Genomic DNA, 24,318 nt, shown 5'->3' with positions numbered 1-24,318 from the left:
ATCAAGTCTGAAAGAGGACTAAACGCACCCTTTATTCTCTGCCGGGCAAACTGCCCGCAAGCCCTCTGCCCACCAGATTGGCGGATACCGGCTTCCTGCCCAGCTCCCTGGACCATACAGAGAGCTGGCCGGAATGATGAATCTCATGAGCGATAATATGGCGCATAATCTCACCCCAGGCATCCTCAATTACCCGTCCATCCGCCCGCTCATCCTTCAGTATGTTCTGCTCCAGCCCCTCATGCCACGCCAGCACGAACTGCTCTACCTCCGGCCGGAACCTTGCATCCAGCTCCCTGATCTTCTGCAGAGTGTTATATTCCGGGAAATCTGCCCGAAAATCAGGCTTCCCCTCCATATCCCGGATCCAGCTCAATTCCACATCGATAATATGAACCAGCGTCTTCAGGATTCCGCCCATTCCGCCGGTCCGTTCCTTCAGCAGTTCTTCCTCCGGCAGCTCCTCACACCATTTGTACCATTCCTCGCGGACCATCCAGTTATAACGGAATAATGTTTGCATAGGCTGCCTCCTGAATTGTAATGTAATTTTGAATTTCCGGCATTCAACGTACTGTTTCCATGTTCAGTTTGCTCTCCGTCTGACACTGTAGAATCTCAGCGCTGTCGGAACGCCCTTAATCTCCAGGATACCGCTATAGATCAGTTCTCTTACCCTATATTCGAAAAAAGAGTCCCCGATACACTGGTCGCAATATCCCAGCGCCTCTCCAACTAACCGGGCTGATTTCAGGAATCCGTCATCTCCGGAAGGCGGCTTCAGGTAGTCCAGCTTCTCCAGCAGGTAGCTGTCATAATAATCAGCCGGCACCTCAAGCACAGCATCCTCTTGCCATATCCGCAATACCCGGGACTGTTCTGAGATGTTCTGCCACTCCAGGTCCAGCCGCGTGATATCCGCAGCAGTAAGCCTGTTGCCGTCCTGAATGCGCAGCAGCGCCTCCCGAAGCTTATCGGCCGGAATCTCACCGGAACTACGGTATTTGATGGAGGCATCCGGAGTGTTGTACAGCTCTTCACAAGTTGCACAGGCATCACATACCACAATCCCGCTCTGTCTGCTCCCCAGCAGATGAACAGCAAGACGCAGCCCGGTCTGCTCATTAGCATTACCGCTGGTCCAGATCACGACCTGAGCCTGTTCAGGAATCTGCTCCAGCTTATCCATAAGCTCCGAATACATTTCTTCGCACTCATCAGTGGCGGTAGTGTATCCCACGATATTCTGGAAGAACCATTCACTCCGGGCCTTCCTTCCCTCCGGCGAATCCAGCTGGCCCAGCGGACCTATGGCATAATTCTCCCGCAGTGTAACAAGCTTGTGCGAGTCTGTCCAGCCTAGCCCTGTCAACGCTTGCTTCATGCCTCCGGCGAAGGAATCACCGCACACGATATGCACATGGGTACAATCCGGTGAGGGGTCCCATAATTCCCGCTTTTTGGGAGTATCCATCAGACTGGTGTAGTATCCCAGCAGGCTGGCAACCGGTCCGGCGATATGTTCATCAAGCGGTGCTTCAAGCCGCTCACTCTGTTCCTTTAACCGCTTGATCTGCGCCAGAATCCGCATGAAATACAAGTGTACTTCATCTTCCTTCAAGCCGCTAACAGCGTTTACGATTTCCTGCATATCTTTCATCATCTGATTCCACCTTTGTTCAGGTAATTATATGGGGGAGCGGTCAAGCAGCCTCCCTTTGACAAGCAAATAAAGCGGGGGATAGGGCGATTGCTTCTGAGCGGTAACCAAGGTGAACCCGTCCTTCCCGACAGCCGGTCTTTCCCGTTTCTGCACCGGGAACTGGACTGAATCTTTGAACACCACATATGCTGCCACATCCGCTGCTCCTGCCGGAATATCATTTCCGGTTATATTCTGCGACTTGACAGTAAAGCTGCCCTTTACCTCGTCATACGTGTACGAGACAGGACGGAAAGCATCGTTGCTGATAATCGCCCCCGGCGGTGCTCCAAAGGCGCTTCTCTCCAAATCCTCTATCGCTAATTTAATAATATCCGTCTGCATCAGAGTGTCCCCTGTCAATGTATAGAGATGATTACTCTGATCCCATTTACTCACGATGCCCAAACTGCCCGCCAGTACACTAACCGGGATGAACATCGAATTCTGCTCCAATACCGGAATCGTATCCATGGAGCGAGCAGCCCCGTTAACCGAAACGGACTTCGACCTTATCGTAAACATAACTGTTACATCATCCATCCCGATTGTAGCCGTTTTACTTTTGGCATCGTAGCTGACCTTCGCCCCGAGCAGCTCGCTGATCGAGCGCAATGGAATCATCATTCGTCCCTGTGAATCCACATAAGGCGCCTTCGGTGCCGTATAGACCACATAATAATCGTTGATCTTGAGCAGCACCGGATATTCCTTGGCTGCGGCCTGCACCTTCCCCGCACTACCCCCTATTAATAACGCCAAGCTCATTCCCGCTGCCAGCAGCAACACCACCAGAAGTTTCTTTGTCTGCTTCATAGTATATATCATCCCCACTCCCTACTTTGTTTGGAATGTATCGCTCCAGCTACTGCATTTCTTGTTAAGTTAACGCATGCAACTATTAAACTAGTACCCGTATCAGGTTAAACCTAGTGACAAAACCTTGGTAAATCGCCTGCTGAGGTTTGACATGACCCGATTACGGTATATCCTCCGTTACGCTTAACTGCACTTTGTACAACTAAAACGTCTGATTTACAAACGATTCTCCGTTTAGTTGTATTTCGTACAACTAATGAGTCCATGTATATGGGTTCTCACCCATTCAAGCAAATTTAGTTGTACAAACTACAGTTAAAAAAGGCGAGTCTACCTTTTCACTGTTTTTAATTGTACAGAATACAACTATTGCTGAATTCCGCTTGAGCGAACACCGCTCCAGCCGCCAAATTTGGGTTGAATGTCCGCATTTAAGCAACTCATCTTATCCCTCCCCCCCTAATTTAACCCTCGTCTAGTAAAATAAGCAAGCGAAAGAGGCAAGCAGCATCCTTTCTGCTGCTTGCCTCTTTCGCGATTCTCCCCTGCCACACCCCACATAAATGAACTTAAGAATTTCACAACAGGGCTTGCGTACGGAGGGGGATTTTTGGAACTGTAGGAGCGGTAGCGTCCGCCTTTGTCTCCGGATTTCATCCGCTATAAGCGGCTAGAATCAAGAAATCTGGAGACAACAGCGGCCGGAAGTCCAAAATATCCACCGTAGCTACGCCCCGCCCCAAGTGAACTCTTCTGTTCATTTCACCGACCCGATCATCCCAGCCACAAACTGCTTCTGCATCACAAAGAACACCAGCGCCGTCGGGATCGTGCCGATCACAATTGCGATCATAATCATTCCGTAGTCCGGGGCGTAGCCCGAACCGAGAGTTGAGATCAGGAGTGGCATCGTCTTCGTCTGCGGGGTCTGCAGCACGATCAGCGGCCAGAGATAATTGTTCCAGCTCGACATGAATGTGATGATTGCCCCGGCGGCATAAGTGGTTTTCATGGTCGGAAGATAGATGCGCAGGAAGATGCCCAGCTCGCTGAGACCATCCATCCGTCCAGCCTCCAGCAGCTCCTTCGGGAACATCTTCGTGCTCTGCCGGAAGAAGAAGATCAGGAATGCCGTCGTGACCGTAGGCAGGATGACCGAAGTCATTGTATCAATGCCCATCCACGGGAACACATTGGAGATTTTGCCGAACATCCGGTACAGCGGAATCATCAGCGCGGCGAACGGAATCATCATCGACAGCAGCAGGATGTTGAACACAATATCCTTCGAGCGGCTGCGGAAGACTTCGAAGCCATAACCGGCCAGCGATGCAATCAGCAGCGCCAGCAGGGTGGTGGTTATCGAGATTTTAGCAGAATTGATCAGGGATAACTGCAGGTCTGTGGTGTCCAGCAGCTTCTGGAAATTATCCAGCAGATGTGTTCCGGGCAGCAGCCGTCCGCGGGTGACGTCAACCGACTTGTTCGTGGAGCTGACCACCATCCATAAGAACGGGAAAATCGAGACAATGGCCGCGATGCTTAGGAACAGATACATAAAGAAACGTTTGCTCTTAGCCATTTTTATCACCTGCCACTTTGAACTGGATGACCGACAGCAGCGCAATCATAATCACGATGGAATACGATACAGTGGCTGCATAGCCGAAGTCCGCTGAATATTTGAACGACAAATTATAAATGTACTGGGAGATCGTCTGTGTTGCATTTCCCGGACCGCCCTTCGTAATATTCATGACCTCATCGAACAGCTGCAGGGTACCGATGGTGGATGTGATCGAGGTAAACAGGATGATCGGCTTCAGCAGCGGGACAGTAATTCCGAAGAACTGCCGTGACGCCGAAGCCCCATCAATTCTGGCGGCCTCGTAGATGGAGCTATCAATATTTTGCAGGGCGGACAGATAAAAAATCATATTGTAGCCCGTCCAGCGCCAGGTGATTGCGATAATAATCGTAATTTTGGCCCAGAACGGATCGGTGATCCATTCAATCGGGACACTGACCAGATGCAGCTTCAGCAGCATGGTATTCACCAGCCCGTTGCCGGCGAACAAATACTTGAACACTACCGAATAGGCAACCAGCGAGGTTACACAAGGCAGGAAGATTGCCGTCCGGAAAAACCCTTTGAATTTCAGCTTGCTGTCATTCAGCAGCACTGAGATAAACAGCGCCAGTACAATCATCAGCGGCACTTGAACCAGCAGATAGATGAAGGTGTTCTTCACGGAAGTAAGGAATGTTTTGTCTGAGAGCAGCCGTGTATAGTTATCGAATCCGGTGAAGGTAAGATTGCTGCCGGTTCCTGTCTGGAACGACAGAATCAGCGCCTGGAGCATCGGGTAGAAATAGAAGACGAAGATCAGAATGACCGCAAGCAGGACGAAGGACCATCCGGTCAATACGCTTTTGGTACGGATACTCACGCTCGCATTTGTTTTTTTCACATCGGCCCAGCCCCTTCATGGTATTCAAGTAGAAACGGCTTTGCCGTCCTTTTTTTGGACGGTACCGTTTCAGCGAGAAAGATAAGGATAATTTATGCGCGGAGCATATAAATTCTTATCTTTTAAAATAAACCCCGGACGCTGCCCCGCCCTCCTGAAAGCCCGGAAGCCGCCGGCCACGCCCAAGGTTTACCTGTGTGCAAGACTCAGCTATTTAATCTGTGATTCAGCCTGGGCCTGGGCATCGCTCAGCACACTGTCAATGTCCTTGCCGTTCAGATAGTTCTGCATTTCTACAATGAGGATGTCTTCAATTGCGTAAGTATTGATACCGTAATTGACACTTGGAATCTGCTCTGTCCAGGCGGCGAAATCCGATACAATCTTCTGGCCGCTGAAGAATTCATTGGCCTGGCTGTAAGCTTCTCCGCCCGCTGCCGCTTTGAAGGTACCGATAACACCGATGTCTGTGAGCAGCTTCTGATACATTTCCACATTGGAGCCGAAGGTCTTTGCCATGAAGTCAGCTGCAGTTTCCTTGCCGTCCACATTCATCACATACCATGAGCTTCCGCCGAGATTCGAGGCATGAACCGATTCATTCGCAGTCAGCTTGGGAAGCGGTGCGATCCCCCATTTGCCGGATTGCGTAGCTTCAGCTGTGATCGATGGAGTGATCCAGTTGCCTGTCGGTACCGAAGCGACGTCCCCGCTGTTCAGAGCAGCTACGAACTGGCTCCAGTCCGCATGCACCTTAGCCACATTGGATTCCATAATTTGTTTATAGATTTCAAACGCTTCCTTCAGCGGCGCATTGCCGGCAATATTCGGCGTCTTGCCGTCTTCCTTCAGATACCATTCACCGGCGGATTGAATCATCACACGGATTAGTCCAAGGTCGTTCGGGTCCAGTGTAATCAGCGCCTTGCCGGTCTTCTCTTTCACGGCTTTGCCGATTTCAATATATTTGTTCCAGTCAATATCCTGCAGATCGGCCAGCTTGTAGCCTGCCTGCTCCAGATAATCGGTTCTGACATAGAGTCCGGTTACGCCGGAGTCAAAAGGAATTCCGTACTGCTTGCCGTCCAGGCTGGTCGGACCGCTTTTGTAATCCGCGAAGTCAGAGCCTTTGATCGAGCCGCTCAGGTCGTAGAAGGAATCCTTATACGATTGCAGGAAGCTCTGGGAACGGTAGTCCTCAATCAGCACGATATTCGGCAGGCCTTTGGTTGTTCCAGAGTTCAGCCCAGTGTTCAGCTTCTGGATAATATCAGCCTGTGCATATTCTACAATGTTGATTTTTACATCAGGGTTGGTTTTGGCATATTCCGCTTTGGCCACTTCCAGTGCGGCAATATTGAATGCAGGGTCCCAGGCCCAAATTGTAATTTCTTTTGCCTGAGCAGGTTCTGTGGTTGCTGTGTTTCCGGCTGTTCCGGTGTCCGCAGCTGCATTCCCTGTGTTCTTGGAGCCGGAGTTAGAGTTCGAATTGGAGCTGCAGGCAGTAAGCATAAGCAGGCAAATCAGCAATAACGCAATGCCTTTTTTCATTTGTAATCCTCCCCTTTGATGCGCTTTTATGAGTTCCGCTTCCATGTAAGCGCTTATTTATTACATAAGTAATTTTATCATCCGCGTAAGAGGACCCGTTAGAACTTACTTTATAGGGATTTGTCATTTTATCGCCTTATTGTAAGCGCTACCTATCTGCAATTTGTTCTTTTTTTAGATATTGGTATTATTTTTGTCCCGGGATCAGCGGCAGGCGGATTCTAATGGCTGTCCCCTCACCAGGGACGCTTTTAATAGTAATCCCGTACTCTTCGCCATACATCAGCACAAGCCGGTCATGCACATTCTTGATTCCAATCCCGGTGAATAGCTGGCGCTTGCTCGCAGGCCCGGACATGGAGAGATCGGCTTCTCCGGTATCCATACCGTCTCCATTGTCAACAACCTCACAGAGCAGGGAACCGGCATCCTGGGAGATGAGGATATGAATATACCCGCCGCTTTTCTTCGTAAACGCATGGAAAAAAGCATTCTCAATAAACGGCTGAATGATCAGCTTCGGCAGATGGAAGTCCATACAGTCCGGTGAGATGAAGAAATTCACTCTGATCTGTTCCCCGTAACGTACATGGTTGATAAACACATAGGACTTCAGATTCTCCAGCTCCTGCGTTACCGTGATGCTCTCACTGACGTTACTCAGCGCATTCTGCAGCATCGAGATCAGGGCATGAATCGTGTGAACCGCCTTCTCTTGGCTGCCCTGCTGCACCAGGAAGTTGACCGAGGCCAGCGTATTATACAGAAAATGCGGGTTAATCTGATGCTGCAGGGCAGCCAGTTCTGCATTGCGCTGCTCCTTCTGGGTCTCGACCAGCTTCTCTACATAATCATTCAGCTCATCAAGCATATAGTTATAGGCATGTCCCAGCTCCTGAAATTCAAAGCTGCCGGTTACCGTAATGTAATTATGGAAGCCCCGCTGGGTAATCTTGGACATCTGCCGGGTAAGCAGGGTTAGCGACCGGGTCAGCCTTCTGAAGATCAGGAACACGACGATCAGCGCTACGATGACGATGGCTGAGCAGATCAGCACCACCATTTTACCGTTGACCATCTGGCCGAGAGCCGTCTTTTTATCAATCAGATTCACAATATAGAAATCATATGAAGACAGATAATCCGCAATCAGAATGGAATCCGTGCCGCGGAAATCAACATTTTTGTAATCCAGCTGCTTCTCTTCGATCTCCTTGGCAAACCGCAGTAAATCCTCAGCCTGCTGGCCCATCAGATCACTGCGGTTGCTCGAGACAATGACTCCATCCCTGTTCAGAATCGCCACATCATTCCCGGTACTGACAAAGCTTGCATAGAAGGGGCGGAAGTCCTGCTCATGAATGGTAAAATACAAGGTTCCATAAATATCGCCTGTTGTGCGTTCCATGAGCGCTTTGCTGGCTACGATCACAGCCTCTTTCTGCGGGGAATCCTTGCTGCTCTCCTCATAGAACTGGTACATCAGCCGTTTCGGCTCTGCCAAGGTATTCTTGGTCAGCTCATGCTGCTGCAGCTCCTGGTCACTCATCAGCAGATTGTTCGTATTGGTGGAATAGCTGCGTCCGTTTTTGCCCATGATTTTGATCCCTACCTGGTAGGAGTCCAGAGTAGACTGGATTTTCTTCATCTGGGTCGTCATATTGTAATAGGTCCGCAGCACCCGCAGGGAATTCGAGTCCTCTTCCGTCAGGAAGCTCTTAATGGTGCCGCTCAGCTGTGTGTTGTTGGTTGCAGTAACGATGGAATAATGAAACGATTCGAAGCTCGCCTTAATCTGGCTGATCACCTTGGTATTCGTAATGCTGAAGGTGTTCATGAACAGCTTCTCCGACATGCGGACGGTGGTCCATGATGAAGCGATGGCTACAGCAATAATGCTGATCAGCATCACGATGAATATTTTGATGAACAGGCTGTGGAATTTGAAGCGGTCCCAATATCTGCGCATAGGCTCTACTCCTGTCCGTAATGCTGACGTCTGTAGCCGCTCGGGGACAGGCCGGTGTATTTCTTGAACACTTTGCAAAAATAGCTGTGATCGCCATATCCGACCATGCTGCTAATCTCGGAAATTGGCGCCTCGCCTGCCCGTAGCAATTCTGCCGCCTTGCCCGTACGGATCGTATTGAGATGCTCCTTGAAGCCCTCCTGGTTATAGGTCGTGAACAGACTGGACAGGTAGGAAGGGTTGAAATGAAAATGACGGGCCAGCTCCGTAAGACTCAGCGGCTCGGCGTAGTGCTCCTCCATATACTGGAGCAGCTTGGCCATATTGGCATTGCTCCCTGGTGTCAGTGCTGCCGATGAGGTCAACTCCATGACCCGGGCAAGAAAATGATCCAGAATCCGCACGGCTCCATCCGCAGAGCCCGCCTCATCTATGGCCCGGAACAGCCCGTATTTCCCTTCCTCCAGCTCTCCCAGGTGGCTGAACTGATTCGTCACATTGAAGATAATATTGCCGAGGAAGGACTTGAACTGAAACACATCCCCGTCATATTGCCGGCTTAGCACATCGACATGCTGATGAAGATCGCCGAACGCCTCCTCCAGCTGCTGGCGCTTCAACTGCTCCGTGAACTGGGTCAGGTTAAATTTGGGCAGCTGCGCTTCCCGCTGCGGCAGCTCATCGTGTACCAGCAGTACCTGATCCGGCAAAAAGAAGCGGTACTGCCTCAGCTTCAGAACACTCTCCTGATAGACCGCTGCCATCCCGCTAAGCGAACCAAAGGCCCGGCTGAGGGTCAGGCGCAGCTCAGGCTCTTGTCCCGCCAAGGCGTGGGCCAGCCTATTCACAGCCCGCAAGAGCGCCGGCCACTGCTCTTCTTGCAGGTTGACCAGCAGCAGTGCCGCGTTCGGCTCGCCGCCAGGAATGATGCACTGCACCAATCCTGGAACAGTCCGTTCCAGCTCCCCGGTTACAGCTGCGGTGATGGCTGTTAATGCGTCTGCGTCTGCGGCAACGTTAGCGTTAGTGGCACCAGCTGCGAGTGCAGCGCCATCAGCATCAACAGCACCGGCAGGTCCGGTCCGCCCGGTCTCCCAGCCGAGGAAGCTGAAGCAGTCCTGCGGAAGCTGCTGCTTCACGAACTCCTCGCCTTCGGGCTGCAACCGGTAGCCTGAGATCATACGGCTGAGCAGGGCATCCAGCCGCTGGGGTGCCGCTTCCGGCTGAACTCCAGATGCTGCGGCTCCCAGACCCGGGATACGTTCCCGGGTCTTCCGCAGCACCTGCAGCAGCGACCCGGCTTCCAGCTTCGGCTTCAGAATATAATCGGCCACCCCATTCTGGAAGGTGGAGCGCACATAATGGAACTCGCTGAAGCTGCTAAGCACGATTACCTCCGTAGCCGGATAATCCCGCTTCACTAGGCGTGTTAATTCCTCGCCGTCCATCACCGGCATTACAATATCGGTAATGATGATATGCGGCTGCAGGGTCTGCAGCGAATTCAGCGCTTCCTGCCCGTTGGCCGCTTCCCCTACAATCTGAAATCCTTCGCGTTCCCAGTCCAGCACATATTTAATCCCCTGCCGGACCAGAATTTCATCGTCCACAATCAGCACTTTGCATATTTGATTCACAGTTGTCCCCCGCCTTCTGTAGTCATGACCACTGGTCCGCCACTCATGAAGGGATTATAAAGCGCTGTCATCGGGATGGTCAAACGGTAATTTTGGGGGGAGAGGTGATAATGCGCTCTGGAGAAGAATATTAAGGCTACTACGGGGGATGAAATCTAATACAAAGTATAGCTTAGCGGGATAATTGTATTTCATACAGTTAAAAACGAGGCAAAGCCGGATTTTCCAAGTTTAACTGTATTCAGTACAACTAAAAATAAGAAAAGTGCTCCCTAAGAGAATAAGCAGGTTTTTAGTTGTAGAGAATGCAACTAAATTACATTTGGAAGCCCAATCCTTCTTTTTAGTTGTATCAAATACAATAAAGCTGGAACGTGGACGTCCCAGCTTTACAGAATAATCCATTTATGACTGATTCGAAAGCTTCATCGAACCTTAATCAGAGATGTATTTCCGAGGATCTCAACAATTGAATCAACAACAATCTGCGGGTTCTCAATATGTATGTTATGTCCGCTGCCCGACGCTTCAACCAGCCTCCCGTTGACTGACCAGTTCTTCAGATCATTTGCCGCTTCCAGGAGCTTCGCTCTGATTATTCTCTTCGTATCTTCTGAAGTCCCCGGATAGAATTCATTGACTACACCTGATTTGATGACAATCAAGGGAATATCTGTTGCGGGCAACTCCCTGACTTTCCGGTAACCATCCTGCACGTTGGAGAATTCACTATGCATGGCCGCAATAGTCTTTTTTTGAAACGATGTCTTCCATAAAAGCGTCCGGGTCTGCTTTGAAAAGGGGCTAATGGTTGCAGAGAACCCGGGGAACTTTTTTAAGCTCGAAAGAATCTTCAATACTCCGATCTTAGACAGTACTTTTAATACAGAATAGAACTTAACAGCCATAAGCTGTCCCTTAACATGTTCTTCCGGAAAACGGTCTGTTATTTCATCTTCATGCATGGAATCAACCAGCACAACCCCTGCCACGAGCTGCGGATATTTCCCGGTAAACAGCCTTACATTTAATCCTCCGAAGGAATGACCCACAAAAATAAAAGGCCCCTCAACTCCAGCCTGCAGCAGCAGCTCATAAAGCTCTGATATACACTGCTCATTGGTACGCGGGAACGGCCCTGGTTCACTCCATCCGTAACCTGCGCGATCATATACGATGACTTGTGTAACCTTGGCAACTTCGGGGGCTACAAGCGACCATAACAAGGCAGATGAACCACAGCCATGCTCAAATACCACGGGGGGCAGACCCTTATTGTTACCTTCGATAATGTTATACAATTTATGATTTCCTACGCTTGTGAGCTTCCCTCTACTCGTTTGCACCTTATCCACCTAATGCGAGCTCAAATGCTTACGGTAGCCCTCCACCCGCTCTTCCTTGTAGCCCATCTTCTCATAAAAAACATGCGCTTCCTTCCGCTTCTCTCCCGACACGAAGATAATATAGTAGCAGTCCCGCTCGTGGGCGATGTCTTCGAGGGCGGTCATCAGTTTTTTGCCAATGCCCTGACGGCGTGCTCGCGAAGAGACCACTACATTCTCAATCACCATGAACGGGCGGCAATCCCCAACGAGGTCCTGGCAGACGATCCCCATCATAGAGCCCAGCAATTCCCCGTCTACAAAAGCACCCATTAACACATACCGGCTATCCTCCCGGATGGACCGGAATGCCGTCTCCAGCTTCACCGGATCTGTCGGTCCGCCAATCAGCTCTTCGTACAGCGTGTTTAGCGCCTTAAGCGATTCAATGCCGATTTCTTCGATTGTTACCATAGTCTGTGTGCCCCGCTTTCATATATTTGTGAATCCTTTAGTTCTTCTCATACAGAAATAACTGCCCATTGCGCGGAAAAAACATCCGTTCTGCCTTATATCCCCTGCGCCGGAGTTCCCTGTCCAGTACCTTCATGAACGCTCCATGGCTGACGATCAGCACACGTCCTTCCGGTGCAGCTGCTTCAGCTTCTGCCGCTAGAGAATCTATTACCATATGGGCACGCTGCAGAACAGCCGCTTTGCTCTCCGGTTGAGAGGGATGACCGGCAGTCCAGGACAAACGTGCAAGTACGAGCCAGCAGGAGAGAGGCAGGCGCAGTCCGCTTAGCTTAAGTTCACCTAACTGCAGGGCTGCTATACCAATTTCTCTTAGCTGCTCTGTATATACGAACTCTTGAGCATCAAAATAACTTGCCGTATGTACCGCTCTCGCCTGATCACTGCACAGACAAATATCCCACTTCTGCATATTGCTCTTATGTCCCGGTTGCTGAATTGGGGCTGTCTCATATCCCTGTATCCATAGATTGAACTGCTCTCCAGTCAGCCAGGTCCGCTCCGGCTTGTGCTGCACTCTGAAATGCCTTACCAGCCCTAAGCTCATTCCACCGCAACCCTCTCTTTTTTCATCATGGGCAGCCTCTCCTAATCAGTTCCCCGTGGAATTAGCTCTTAATTGCCCTGCTTATCATTTTTGAGTTCAAACTCCTCACTGTGACCGTCCCATTCCACATTTACTTTAATGACGGAATCCTCCCGCTCAAATGCACCGGTTCCATCCCCTCCTGAATGCAGCATGTCGAGCCTAACGGGTCCTTCCTGAGTCCGGCTGCCACCGCCACTTGTCCCTTTATAGCTGTATTTGAACTGTTTGATCTCTCCGAGGTCTGACTGTTCTCCTTTGTAATGAAGATCAAATGTATACCGTTTGCTGGTTTCGGAATCCTTCACGCGGTCATTTTTGATGATCAGCTTCTGGCTTGCTGTCTGCCCATATACAGCCGACCAGGTTTCACTCTCGCCTTTAAAAGTATAATTGAAATGAGTAGTTTCCGTATTGCAGGACGTAAGCAGCATAAGCATGACTCCGGGAAGCAGCAGCGCACGCACGATCTTCTTCATGTTTAGCCCTCTTTTCCATTGCTTATATTGTGAAAAAACAAGCCTGATCCGGTCATGCCGGGATTTACCGGGACATATGGTGCATTACAGCCGCCACCCGTTCTTCCACTTGCATATCTCCTTCTAAACGTACAACATCACAATTCAGCCCCGCCATCCATTCCTCATGCAGCGCCAGGCTCCGGACCTCCGGTCCAGCCGTATCATAGAGCGCCGCCCACTCCATGAAGGTCTTCACATCCTCATATTTGCTTCCCCCAGGCAGCCCCTCATCGCCATATCGCTCATATTCCCTCGCCCGCAAACGTTCCAGCCGGAGCTGTTCAGGTATCCACAGGAAAATCACCAGATCAAAAGTATCGCGCAGCCCGTCTCCCCATCCGCAGACCGCACCGGATAGAATCCACGGCTCCTGCCGCTCCAAATCGGCCCGCAATCTGCTTAGCCGCGCTGCAACCGGAGTTTGCTTACTATATTTCTGCTCCCAGAAATAATCGTCACTGTCCAGATGAACATGCGGAAGCCTTGCCGCGAGCGCCTTGCCAAGTGTGGTAGTCCCCGCTCCGGAAGCTCCCATAATATGAATTCTGCGGTTCATAGCGCCTCCTGAATAATTGAATAGATGTTTTCAATTGTATATTTTACCATGTTGATGTTGGTCCGAACATAAGAACAGTTATCCAGTATATATTTTTCAAGATCATTTTTGCTATTAATATATGTAATTGGAATATCACAGCTTTCGTATTCAACTACTTCTGAATTCTTCACTTTCATATGTTTTTGCTCTTTTCTCAAATATTCTACAAGCCGATCGAATTCCCCCTTATCTCCACTAGTATTTCTAAAATCGTAATTTAATAAAATGTTAGAATCATTTAATGAATATTTTTTCAGCGCCTGAAAGAAGCTGTTCATGTCTGCAAACTTTGCTGTATTGACAACCGGATCTGAGCTCCAATAGGTGTATAATGAAACGTTGAATTCTTTGTCTCTAAACATTTCAAGATATCCTGTCCATTCGTCAACATACTTTTTCGGTTCTTGCGCTAACGTTGAACTCCCCAAATTGTCTTCATTAAATGAACTCACTGTATAGAAGAACTCATCTCTATTAAAATAATGGGAGATAATCCGGTCGAATCCTCTTTGGACAGGGAGATCATCCCAGTAAAATCGCTCACTTCCCCCTATATAGGCTTTAGTTGAAAATATGATGTCCGGCTCAGCCTCCGACGAGGCCTTCAGCGTTATCATTTGAAGAGGAGTGTTATAATTCACGGTTCCGCGTACTACCTTAAACGCTTCGCCATATTTGCTTTGGAGATACTGAATGGCAAGTTTACTTTCATGTCGATTGCTTACTTTGATCGTATCAATCAGCTGACTCAATCCCAAAATGAGGAATGGCCCAATCATAATAAGCAGTATAATGCTTGCGCAGCCGTATTTTCCGAATCCCGCTTGTTTACCATCTTTAGAAACTCTTCTTTCTCTTACCCGATAGTTATTGTCATCGTGCATCATAGACCTCCATATGCAACAGCCAGCTGATTATTGATTATCAGACGAATGGTACCACAGTAATACCGAGATATTTGTCGAAATTTGTTAATTTAACATAAATATCTCCGCAACCAACACAAAAAAGCCGCAAGCCATAGTGGCCGCAGCTTCATTTGCCTTGCCAGTATTCAAGTCGCTGTCCGGGTAAGCAATCTCCGCTCAGCTAATATCCGGCGGAATACGCCGCGCTATGCCGGTAGCGATGGCTGCCTGGATAACAGCAAGACGTACCTGCTCCACTACCTTTTCGTTAAAAATACTCGGAATAATGTACTGCTCATTCCGCTCATCCGGATGGACAACTGCAGCGATGGCCTGTGCCGCCGCCAGCTTCATCTCCAGATTCACGGTCTTCGCCCGGCAGTCCAGCGCTCCGCGGAAGATCCCCGGGAAACAGAGAACGTTATTAATCTGGTTCGGATAATCGCTTCTTCCGGTAGCCAGCACGCGGACAAAAGGCTCAGCCAGCTCCGGTTCAATCTCCGGGATGGGATTAGCCATAGCAAACACAATGCTGTCCGGCGCCATGGTCTGCAGATGCTTCACTTGAAGAATCCCTCCGCCGGATACGCCGATGAATACATCTGCCCCGCGCATCGCTTCGTCAAGACCTCCGCTCATATTCTCCGGATTCGTAGCCTCAGCCAGCCAGCTCCATTCGGAGTTGGTGTAGGTTACGTCCCGGTTCAGAATCCCTGCCCGGTCCACAGCATATATCTGCTTCGCCCCTGCTGCCAGCAGCAGACGGCAGATCGACACACCAGCCGCGCCGATGCCGACGACAACAATTCTGCAATCGGCTATAGCCTTGTCCACTACCTGGAGTGCATTCAGCAGACCGGCCAGCGCTACCACTGCGGTGCCGTGCTGATCATCATGGAAGACCGGAATGTCCAGCTCGGCTGACAGCCGCCGCTCAATCTCGAAGCAGCGCGGAGAGCTGATATCCTCCAGATTGATTCCGCCGAAGCCGGGAGCAACCGCTTTCACAATCCGGATGATTTCATCCGGGTCCTTCGTGTCCAGACACAGCGGAAAAGCATCAATATCCGCCAGCTGCTTGAACAGCATGGCCTTCCCTTCCATCACCGGCATCGCCGCCTCCGGTCCGATATCGCCAAGCCCGAGCACTGCGGTGCCGTCGGTAACGACAGCTACCGTATTTCTTTTCATCGTCAGCGAATAGGCCTTTGCGGGATCTTCGGCAATCGCCATACAGACACGGGCCACACCAGGTGTGTAGACCAGGGACAGATCCTCCCGGTTCTTGATCGGCATCTTCGGAGTAATCTCAATTTTGCCGCCGAGATGGGCCAGGAAGGTCCGGTCGGAGACGTTAATGACTTTTATACCCGGCATATTCCTAAGCACACTTATTATCTCTTCATTGGCCGCATCCTGCACATTTACTGTAAGATCCCGGGTTGTCACATCTTTACCACCACGGATGACGTCTATCGCCACGATATCGCCGCCCGCAGACGCGAGCCTTGCTGCCACATCCCCGAAAGACGCTTCAGACTTGCGGATCTCCAGCCGGATAATCATCGTTGTTGCAATTGACATAGAATATGCCTCCCTCATCAGACGAATCTAAGTCCAATATACTACAGTTCACAGATTGTACATAATAAAATCCAATCATACATAAGGGATAGGTGACTTATATGCTGTAACATTCACATTCGTCTATTTGATTATATAAATATATATTTCTTATTTCCCCCTTTACCGAAAGGCTTTGTTATACTTTGAACATCCATTTTAAAGATACTTAAACATCAGGAGGAATATCATTGGCAATTTCCGTTTCAGCATTAGATGAATACATTGAAAAATACATATCTTTTCTAATTATCGAAAAAAACCTTTCACCTAAATCTATCAAGGCTTATGTATCAGACTTAAACCGACTTCATAACTGGCTGAAAGAAAATAAAGTAGAGGCAATTACAAGCGATATCCTGCATAGCTACTTTCACAGCTTCAACAGCGCAGGAATCCTTAAGGATTCCACAATTAAGAGAAAATACATAACGTTTAAAGCTTTCTTTTTATTCTTAGTCCAGAAAAGCTGGATTGACCAATCCCCGCTCAACAACTTCGGAAGAAAATTCAAAACTGCAAAACGAATTCCGAAAACACTAGCCGTTGAAGAAATAGAACGATTGTTGCAATCACCTCTGAAGGACAGAGAACATTTTGCATCCCCTTTCCGTACCCGCTTATCTATTCGTAATGATGCCATTATCGATTTGTTATTTTCAACTGGAATCCGGATTGGCGAACTTGCACAAATTCAACTGGAAGATATTGATTTAAAAAATCAAGTAGTTATTATATTCGGAAAGGGACGCAAAGAGAGGTTGTTATATTTATCCAGCACTGAACTCATTGACAAACTCAACAATTGGTTAGCTGTAAGGGAGTTATTCCGTCCACAAAGCGATACTCTTTTTCTTAACAAATATGGTCAAGCTCTATCCATTTATGGTGTTGAAGATATATTTGCTAAGTACAGAAAGCTGGCCTGTATTAATGAAAAATCAACCCCACACTATCTCCGTCATTCATTTGCTACCCAGCTACTGGAGAATGGAGCTGACCTACGAGCTGTCCAGGAAATCTTAGGTCATTCTAGCGTGAGCACCACAGAAATATACACCGAAGTATCAGTAAAACGAAAGAAAGATGTACTTTCTCAATTTAATCCGCGCAACCGGCTTGAGACCTCCAAATAACTACGAATTATTTGGAGGTTATTATGACAGACAACATATTGGAAATTCAAGAATTAATCTCTCTTACAGAAAAGCATCAAGAAAAATTTGTTATAATATTTATTAATGGGGATAAAAAATACACTGAAGCTAATTCTGGATATTTAGAAAAAAAAGAAGCCGAAGAAATTATTAAAAGCTTTGAAATGACCTCCGAATGTTTCTACTTTTATAATAACCCTTCCACTTTTGTAGGCGATATTGTATTAAATAAATTCTTACATTATAAAAACAAATTCATTTTTCTTTATTCGGCTGCTCAAATAGGAGTAGATGTTAATCGTCGTTCTTTTATCCCTAACTTCGCGCAATTACATAATATTTTCAACTTAACTTGTGATAGTTACAGTTTATCTTTACTGCAGAATAAAGCACATTATTATGAGTTGGCAAAAAATTATGTCAATGTTCCAAAAACCTTTCTATTTAATGGAAAGGATCATAGTGTGTTTGAACAACTTACCAATCGTAGATACATTCTTAAACCTAATATCGAATGTTCGGCTAGAGGGGTAAAAGATATCATTTATAGTAATGGTTCCAAGAGTACAGTAATTGACCTGTATTTAGAATTTGTACAACCTATTCTAATTCAAGAATTTAAGGCAGGGATAGAAGTAGAAGTCCCTGTTATTGTAAAAAACGGAAAAGCCTTAGCCTTGCATCCAATAAGGATAAATAAAAAACATGAAATTTTATCTCAGGAAGAAGTGGATTATGAAAAATATTCTTTCGAAATATTATCAAATGAATATAATATCCAAAACATTCAAAGATCTGCTGAGAAAGTGATTACTACTCTGCAGAGCCAAGGACTTTGCCGTGTGGACTTTATTATTGATGAATTTGGAGAACCATGGTTGTTTGATATTGCTGCAATTCCTCTTATAACTGAACATAGTTCTTGCTACACTTCATTTGCTCATTCATTTCCTAATAATAAGCATGCTTTATACAAAGCTTTAATAGGAGCAAAATTGATTCAATTAATCTAATCTGCCCAGTAGGATATATCAGAAAATAAACCTAATCTTAAATAATTATCCACGCATTGCTTGCAATCTATGATTTCGTTAAGATTTAAAACATCCAAAACATGTAGTTGTTCACTTTGATTCTGATAGAGATTTTGTAATAATCTATTTCTCACTTTCAATAATCTGTTGTCAAAATATTTTATTTCACCTCCATCAATTAGAGTTAGACATTCATTTTCAATTTCCAGTGCGATGGTTCTCTCACCGTTCAAATATTTTGCAACCCCTAAATTCGTTTTTAACAGATACATATCATAAGGATCATCCGGGCTATTCTGTAAAGAAAGTTCAAGATATTCTATGGCTTTGTTAATGTTCTCTATAGTGCTAGTTGATAATAAGAAAATCGAATAATTAGAAATGCATATATACTGTTCGTGCATTTTATTCCTTATCCACTCCACTTCCCATACTTCTGAAGTATAGAAATTAACAGCAGATTCATCACCTTTGTTTCTGATGATTCTTAGCATGGTATCCATTTGATAGATAACACCCCAATTCGGGGTTAAATCTTTTTCTTCTATAAAGGCAATAGCTTTTTCTAACACTTGTAAAGCATTATTAAAGGGATCCTTCCAATAATTAGCTCCTGAATAATTACACGCAATTCCAAGGTAATTTTTTGGATACTTATGTTTATACTGTTCTAATATTAAATATGATCTTTGGAGTACAGGTATTAAATCTTGGGTATGTTCACTTTGGACCATTTCAATCTTTGAAAGAAGTACAGCTAATCTGATTTGCCAAAACTCAACGTATTTCGGAGATGTTTCAGATATTTTTTTCTGATATATTTTATATAGTTGATCAAAGATCTTGGTTGGGCTCTCTCGTTCATTAACTTTATTAGAATCTAAGATATCATTAGAAAGTACTAATATAGCCTCTTGTAGTCTAGTTGATAAATCTATATTAATATCATTTAAGGAACCTAATATTTTCTCCAGATGGGTAATATCCGCTTCGAAAATATGACGGTCACCTGTAGTTTTTCGATTTATAGATCTTGCCAGTGATAAAGCTCGAATATAGGAAAGCTCCGCTATAAATTCTACAGAAAAAGCGTAATAATTACCCTGTAAATTTTCTATAAAAGAATCCACAATGTGAAAAGCATTTTGATAGTTATGGTGTACAAACTGAGTAAAGACTTGTTCCAGTATCTCCTTAATTTCAAAACTCCCGGTACTTTCAATAAAACGTAATAATTGATTTGTAGTAGATGTAATCCCTTGTTCTCTCATTAATTGTGAATATGCAAGCATTGCGTTTTTCAGTGCAAGGTCAATATTCCCTATATGTACATAACTTAAATATTTCTCATAATACATAAAAGGAGCATTTCTTTCGAGAAAATCCAAATATATAAATGTACGGTCGTTATCACTTATATTTCTTAATTCTTTAGTTATGTACTCCAAATACTTATTGTGTAAAGAGACGTACTGTTTGTTATTAGACATCTCAATAAAATCAACTTTAATTAATGAATCTAGATTGAATTGAACATCATAAGTATGATTTTGTAATAAATACCCTTGAACATTATCCAATTTGATCCATCTATTTTCTGCGATTTCCCCATATAACAAAATAGTTTTTAGAATCAGTTTCTTATCTGTATCATTAACAATTAGACTATACTTTTTTTCAAAATCATTTTTTCGAAAATCATTAATTGACCGTTCCTCTTGGTTAGCTACAAATTCTCTTATGATTCCAATCGGAACGCCTTTAAAATTAGCAGGTTCAGTTAGATTTAATGTGTAGTAATCCTCATCAGTAAGGTCTTCAATAAGAACAGAATGATAACTGCTTTCTCTAAAAGCAGTCTTGTGTTCTAACGAATTCATCACTAGTAATATTTTTAAATTAGGCATTTTTTTATTAATCACAGAGCTCATAATATATTCGATAAAGGTAATGGACATTTGATCAACTAATTCAATATTATCTATAACGAGCAAAATTCTCCCTTTGTTTAGTCGTTCTAACAAGTAAGTAATATCTGGTGTTTGAATGAGGCCAACTAATCCATCAATTCCTTCTATGAAAGATTCCTGCCCCAAAAAAGAAGTAACAATTGAAGCTACTTCTTTTAAAGGCCCTTTTATCTTTCGCAATTTGGAGTACAAGGACGATTTCCTGAAAAGTTCTAAATCCTCGAATTTATTATCAATTCTTCCTGTAATTACATGTTTTTCATATCCATTCAATTGAAAATTCTCTATAATAGTTGTTCTTCCGCTTAATGAGGTACCTACTAAATTCACAATGCCTTCAATTTGAAATTTTCGCTTTAAAATATCTATTACCTTTATTTGAAATTTATATAATTCGGTTGTCATAGACTATAATAACCTCCAAATAATTCGTAGTTATTTGGTCATAAGTGAGCTGTTTAGGAAGACGTTCTTCAAATCCTTTCTGAACAGCGGATTTATAAGAAACACATAGTCCAAACCAACTTCAAACATGAACCAGACTCATTTTCAAAACTACATATTCGCCACCTCATTCCCACCATCCTCCTCAATTCTTAAAATAATCCATGGAAATACAACAATTACCGACAAAAAATTAACTAATTTGACTTATCTTCACCAATCAGATATTTCAAAACGAGACAACGTATACTGCTCAATCCGGAACCTCCCAGTTCTCCGCAAGCTTCAGCAGCTTATTTTCCGCAGCATCTTCATCTCCACCAAGTAATTTGGCTTCAATATAGTAGGTTACAAGGTTATCCTCCGCATGTTTGCCGGGACGCTGAATACATAGCCAATAATAAATAACCTCAGGAGCAGGAAATACAGCACTCCCTCCCTGTGTGAACTTGATCAGCTGCCCTTCTCCTGCCGGAATCGTGACCGGTTTCTTCCACAATATCTCCGAATGATTATAGATACTGATGTAGCCGTCGGGTTGGCTCTGATGGCCAAGTGACAGCTCCATTTGATCGATAACCACTACCCCGTTTCCCTGCAGATATTGTACAGGTTCACCTTCACTAATCCGCAGTCTGCTGTGACCAGGAGCGAATCCGGTGCCGTATAGCCAATACAACACTCCCCCGCCAAGAACAAGACAGACCACAGCTATTAGTACGATTTTTCGCCATTTTCTCCCCAAATACTATCAACCTTCCCCTGTTTTCTGCATACTCTCATCTACACACTCAGCACCTTCATAATTGCCGTGTAACAGGAATCCTTGAATACCTCATGCAGCTCGTCCCTATCGGCCATCAGCCACTGGATCAGGCAGCCGTCAATAATCGCCCGGATCACCGGGGCAGTCTTGTCTGGCGACAGCTCTTTGGAGAAAATACCTTCCTGCTGCCCGAGTGTCAGCACCTCCGTACTGATTCCCGCACAGCTGTCATAGAAACGCTGATTAATCTCCCGGTACACCGGAATGCGGCTGGCCCGCGCCAGGAAATCCAGGTAGACACGGTAAAAGGCACGGTTCTGCGCCGGACCCGGAAATGCAGACTCAATGTAAGCCGTCAGCTTCCCCGTTGCGGTATGCTGTTCCCCCACAGCGGCCTGCTCCTTGGCAGAGATTCTGCCGGTCAGCCATTCCAGGAGTTCAACCAGCACGGCTTCCTTGCTCTCGAAATAATAATGGACGACACCCTTGCTGACCTCCGCATGATCGGCGATCGTCTGCAGGGTTACAGCATCGTAGCCCCGCTCGGACAATGCCCGAAACGCAGCGTGCAGGATCTGCTTGCGCTTCTCTTCAGATTTCTTGTAACGTACCATAGGACCTCCGCGAAGTAAGAATAATGTGTATTATATCATAGTCAATAAAAAGTTGACCGGTCAGAATAAATATTATATAACAGATGTACAAATAGAGTTCGGTTAAGGAGAATATAAGATATGACTAATCTTTTTCAAGCTTTGGTGGTAGATAAGACTGACACTTTCTCTGTAGAGGTCAAGCCGCTGTCACTCGAAGACCTGCCGGCCGGTGAAGTCCTAATTAAGGTAGCCTATTCCAGTGTAAACTATAAAGATGGACTAGCGGGTATCCCGGATGGCAACATTGTGCGAAATTATCCGTTTGTTCCCGGCATAGATCTGTCTGGGACCGTGGTCTCTTCTGCCGACAGCCGTTTCCAGAAAGGCCAGTCCGTTATTGCCACCAGCTATGGCATCGGCGTATCGCACTTCGGCGGCTTCAGTGAATATGCACGTATTCCTGCAGACTGGGTTGTTCCCATGCCTGAGGGCTTAACCTTGCGGGAAGCGATGATCTACGGAACGGCCGGTTTCACGGCTGCAATGTCTATTGAAGCGCTGGAAGCTCACGGACTAACTCCGGATAACGGAAAAGTACTTGTCACCGGTGCAACTGGCGGTGTCGGAGGTACTGCTGTGGCCATTCTGGCGAAGCAAGGCTACCAGGTAACCGCCAGCACCGGCAGAACAGACGAAGCTGGTTATCTGCAAGCCTTGGGCGCAGCTGAAGTAATCTCGCGCGAGGATGTAGCCGGCAGCACGGTTAAGCCGCTCGACAAGCAGCTGTGGCAGGCTGCTGTAGATTCTGTAGGAGGCACACCGCTAGCGGCTGTGCTGAGCAAAATCGCATACGGCGGCGCAGTTGCCGCAAGCGGCTTAACTGCAGGAACTGCCATTCCAACAACGGTATTGCCGTTCATCCTGCGCGGAGTCAGCCTGCTTGGCATTGATTCCGTCTCCTGCCCTGCGGAGAAACGGGCGAAGCTGTGGCAGCGTATGGCCGGCGACATGAAGCCTGCCGTACTGGAGGAGCTGGTGGACCGCGAGATTACCCTGAAGGAGCTGCCTGCTGCACTCGAGGATATTCTGAAGTCGAATACACGGGGCCGCGTGCTTGTCCGCCTGTCCTAGGTTCCATAATTTCCCGGCGCTGTTCCCTCGTTAATTTTTCAGTTTAATATATATAACAAGACGGCAGTGTATTCTGAATCCTCAGAATTCGCTGCCGTCTTCTTTCATTCCCTTTTCTGCTATTCGATTCCGGTCTCATTCACGGCATTACCCGCATTCGGATTGAACTGGACATATGGATGCTGGCGGTAAGGCTGGGCATACGGCTGGGTATAGTAGCCGTGGACCGGCATAGGCTGGTATCCGAAAGACTGCGGAGCCTGCTGATAACTATAAGGCGCCATATTCGCATTTGCCATCATCGGAGGCATATTGGCATTGTCCATCATAGGCGCCATATTGACGGGAGCCAGCTTCGTACCCTTCATATTCGCAGCAGCCGCCTGCGAGGGATCGCAGCAATCTGCCGGCGGACCAATGAAGGTCTGGGGCTTAACGGGAGCCAGCGCTTCCTTAACCAGTGCTTCATTCAGACAGTACGTATGAGCCAGGACATTGGCAGGTGTCTTGCTCAGAATATCCGAGCCCAGAATGACCTCCGGCGTCGGCGCATTGAATATAGCCAGCAGATGGGTACAATCCACCGTTGCCACTTCATAATGCCACCAGCCCTGCGGCACATTGGCTACCTGGCCCGGTGATATGGGGAAATGCAGCAGCTCATTCGTGAACGGGTTGATCAGCGATACCACCGCACAGCCGGATATACAATACACCAGCTCTGCAGCATTCTGATGATAATGCGGTTCTACCACATTGGATTTACTGAGATAGATATCAAGCAGCGAGGTGTTCTCCAGGGTGTTCAAATTCTTGATACCCAGTACATTGATATAATTGCAGTCATCCTTCTTAAACAATGTGTTGCAATTCATGTCAAACGTAAACTGTGTATTAGGTGACGTGTAATCCATATAAGAGGTCACGCGAATCCTTCCTTTCATCGGGGCCGTTTTTTATCGTTCTGAGGTAGGAT

Annotated in this window: 21 protein-coding genes and 1 pseudogene; 3 read left to right on the top strand and 19 right to left on the bottom strand. The window is 46.7% G+C overall.

All coding sequences use genetic code 11. The annotated features are described in order from the left end of the window. Nucleotides 1-31: 31 nt before the first annotated feature. From NSU01_RS13810 to NSU01_RS13740, 15 genes are all read right to left on the bottom strand, one after another. Nucleotides 32-523, bottom strand: coding sequence for a DinB family protein (locus NSU01_RS13810; RefSeq protein WP_042136186.1), 492 nt, complete (start codon nucleotides 521-523; stop codon nucleotides 32-34). 63 nt (nucleotides 524-586) lie between these two features. After that, entirely contained in the window at nucleotides 587-1,663 is a 1,077-nt protein-coding gene (locus NSU01_RS13805; RefSeq protein WP_256703973.1) for a DUF1835 domain-containing protein, read from the bottom strand. Nucleotides 1,664-1,687: 24 nt separating this feature from the next. After that, nucleotides 1,688-2,518 (bottom strand): stalk domain-containing protein, encoded by an 831-nt coding sequence (locus NSU01_RS13800; protein WP_076246592.1) that lies wholly within the window; start codon nucleotides 2,516-2,518, stop codon nucleotides 1,688-1,690. Between the two features lie 760 nt (nucleotides 2,519-3,278). Beyond that, complete coding sequence (locus NSU01_RS13795) at nucleotides 3,279-4,103, bottom strand: carbohydrate ABC transporter permease (protein ID WP_042136184.1); 825 nt, start codon at nucleotides 4,101-4,103, stop codon at nucleotides 3,279-3,281. Continuing rightward, nucleotides 4,096-4,992 (bottom strand): sugar ABC transporter permease, encoded by an 897-nt coding sequence (locus NSU01_RS13790; protein ID WP_042136182.1) that lies wholly within the window; start codon nucleotides 4,990-4,992, stop codon nucleotides 4,096-4,098. The genes NSU01_RS13795 and NSU01_RS13790 overlap by 8 nt, the downstream gene beginning before the upstream one ends. Before the next feature lie 210 nt (nucleotides 4,993-5,202). Beyond that, nucleotides 5,203-6,543: an extracellular solute-binding protein gene (locus tag NSU01_RS13785; protein ID WP_039297147.1), complete on the bottom strand. Its 1,341-nt coding sequence runs from the start codon at nucleotides 6,541-6,543 to the stop codon at nucleotides 5,203-5,205. A 187-nt stretch (nucleotides 6,544-6,730) separates the two neighbouring features. Further along, entirely contained in the window at nucleotides 6,731-8,512 is a 1,782-nt protein-coding gene (locus NSU01_RS13780) for a sensor histidine kinase (protein ID WP_076246594.1), read from the bottom strand. 5 nt (nucleotides 8,513-8,517) lie between these two features. Next, a complete protein-coding gene (locus NSU01_RS13775; RefSeq protein ID WP_042136179.1) occupies nucleotides 8,518-10,149 on the bottom strand; it encodes a response regulator transcription factor in 1,632 nt (543 codons plus the stop codon). A 425-nt stretch (nucleotides 10,150-10,574) separates the two neighbouring features. Beyond that, a complete protein-coding gene (locus tag NSU01_RS13770) occupies nucleotides 10,575-11,450 on the bottom strand; it encodes an alpha/beta hydrolase (RefSeq protein ID WP_076246596.1) in 876 nt (291 codons plus the stop codon). Between the two features lie 54 nt (nucleotides 11,451-11,504). Beyond that, on the bottom strand, nucleotides 11,505-11,948 hold the full coding sequence (locus NSU01_RS13765) for a GNAT family N-acetyltransferase (RefSeq protein WP_076246598.1): 444 nt from the start codon (nucleotides 11,946-11,948) through the stop codon (nucleotides 11,505-11,507). 37 nt (nucleotides 11,949-11,985) lie between these two features. Beyond that, nucleotides 11,986-12,555 (bottom strand): histidine phosphatase family protein, encoded by a 570-nt coding sequence (locus NSU01_RS13760; protein ID WP_076246600.1) that lies wholly within the window; start codon nucleotides 12,553-12,555, stop codon nucleotides 11,986-11,988. A 68-nt stretch (nucleotides 12,556-12,623) separates the two neighbouring features. Further along, nucleotides 12,624-13,073, bottom strand: a complete 450-nt coding sequence (locus NSU01_RS13755; protein WP_076246602.1) for a hypothetical protein — start codon at nucleotides 13,071-13,073, stop codon at nucleotides 12,624-12,626. A gap of 64 nt (nucleotides 13,074-13,137) precedes the next feature. Beyond that, nucleotides 13,138-13,671, bottom strand: coding sequence for an AAA family ATPase (locus NSU01_RS13750; RefSeq protein WP_076246603.1), 534 nt, complete (start codon nucleotides 13,669-13,671; stop codon nucleotides 13,138-13,140). Then, a complete protein-coding gene (locus NSU01_RS13745) occupies nucleotides 13,668-14,600 on the bottom strand; it encodes a hypothetical protein (RefSeq protein ID WP_144026158.1) in 933 nt (310 codons plus the stop codon). Before NSU01_RS13745 ends, NSU01_RS13750 begins: the two co-directional genes overlap by 4 nt. A 198-nt stretch (nucleotides 14,601-14,798) precedes the next feature. Further along, nucleotides 14,799-16,205, bottom strand: coding sequence for an NAD-dependent malic enzyme (locus NSU01_RS13740; protein ID WP_042136165.1), 1,407 nt, complete (start codon nucleotides 16,203-16,205; stop codon nucleotides 14,799-14,801). A 230-nt stretch (nucleotides 16,206-16,435) separates the two neighbouring features. Between NSU01_RS13740 and NSU01_RS13735 the strand changes: the two genes are divergently transcribed. Continuing rightward, nucleotides 16,436-17,380: a tyrosine-type recombinase/integrase gene (locus NSU01_RS13735; protein WP_042136163.1), complete on the top strand. Its 945-nt coding sequence runs from the start codon at nucleotides 16,436-16,438 to the stop codon at nucleotides 17,378-17,380. Nucleotides 17,381-17,403: 23 nt separating this feature from the next. Further along, nucleotides 17,404-18,414, top strand: a complete 1,011-nt coding sequence (locus NSU01_RS13730; RefSeq protein ID WP_042136161.1) for an ATP-grasp domain-containing protein — start codon at nucleotides 17,404-17,406, stop codon at nucleotides 18,412-18,414. On the opposite strand, the gene NSU01_RS13725 is transcribed toward NSU01_RS13730, so the two are convergent. The 3 genes from NSU01_RS13725 to NSU01_RS13715 form a co-directional block, all read right to left on the bottom strand. Next, nucleotides 18,411-20,810: a hypothetical protein gene (locus NSU01_RS13725; RefSeq protein WP_042136159.1), complete on the bottom strand. Its 2,400-nt coding sequence runs from the start codon at nucleotides 20,808-20,810 to the stop codon at nucleotides 18,411-18,413. The two genes, NSU01_RS13730 and NSU01_RS13725, sit on opposite strands and share 4 nt — an antisense overlap. Nucleotides 20,811-21,102: 292 nt before the next feature. After that, the gene (locus tag NSU01_RS13720) at nucleotides 21,103-21,594 is read right to left on the bottom strand and encodes a hypothetical protein (protein WP_144026159.1); all 492 of its coding nucleotides are present in this window, start codon (nucleotides 21,592-21,594) and stop codon (nucleotides 21,103-21,105) included. Nucleotides 21,595-21,632: 38 nt separating this feature from the next. Beyond that, complete coding sequence (locus NSU01_RS13715; protein ID WP_042136155.1) at nucleotides 21,633-22,229, bottom strand: TetR/AcrR family transcriptional regulator; 597 nt, start codon at nucleotides 22,227-22,229, stop codon at nucleotides 21,633-21,635. Nucleotides 22,230-22,349: 120 nt separating this feature from the next. Between NSU01_RS13715 and NSU01_RS13710 the strand changes: the two genes are divergently transcribed. After that, nucleotides 22,350-23,342, top strand: a complete 993-nt coding sequence (locus NSU01_RS13710; protein WP_076246605.1) for an acryloyl-CoA reductase — start codon at nucleotides 22,350-22,352, stop codon at nucleotides 23,340-23,342. 398 nt (nucleotides 23,343-23,740) lie between these two features. Here NSU01_RS13710 and NSU01_RS13705 read toward each other — a convergent pair. After that, nucleotides 23,741-24,268 (bottom strand): annotated as a pseudogene (locus tag NSU01_RS13705) (cupin domain-containing protein); the annotation flags it as partial. Nucleotides 24,269-24,318: the final 50 nt, after the last annotated feature.

It is taken from the genome of Paenibacillus sp. FSL H8-0259, from assembly GCF_037963255.1.
In the GTDB taxonomy this organism is placed as follows: domain Bacteria; phylum Bacillota; class Bacilli; order Paenibacillales; family Paenibacillaceae; genus Paenibacillus_AQ; species Paenibacillus_AQ phytohabitans.
The sequence above is the reverse complement of the archived record's forward strand: the minus strand, read 5'-3'. Positions and strand labels throughout refer to the sequence as shown.